General features: G+C 40.5%; 1 pseudogene. It reads left to right on the plus strand.

Going from position 1 to position 420, the window contains the following annotated elements:
- Positions 1 to 420: pseudogene (locus tag FFO06_RS20865) on the plus strand (calcium-binding protein); the annotation flags it as partial.

The raw sequence follows: 420 nt of genomic DNA on the forward strand, positions 1-420 counted from the left end.
CAGCTATTAACGGTACAGGGAACGCACTTAATAACGTCATCACAGGTAACGACGCTAATAACACCCTTGACGGTGGTTTAGGCAATGATGCTTTAATTGGTGGTAAAGGCAACGATATCTATATTGTAGATAGCACCACTGATACAGTTACCGAAAATGTCAACGAGGGTATAGATACCATTCAATCTAGTGTTACTTACACTATTCCTACCAACGTTGAAAACCTAAATCTGACAGGAACAGCAATTAACGGTACAGGGAACTCACAACCTAACGTCATCACTGGTAACACTGCTAATAACACCCTTGACGGTGGTTTAGGCAATGATGCTTTAATTGGTGGTTTAGGCAACGATACCTATATTGTTGATAATCTCAATGATACCATTATCGAAAATACCGACCCAGGTATAGACACCA

It is taken from the genome of Dolichospermum planctonicum (assembly GCF_005402965.1).
Taxonomy (GTDB): Bacteria; Cyanobacteriota; Cyanobacteriia; order Cyanobacteriales; family Nostocaceae; genus Dolichospermum; species Dolichospermum planctonicum.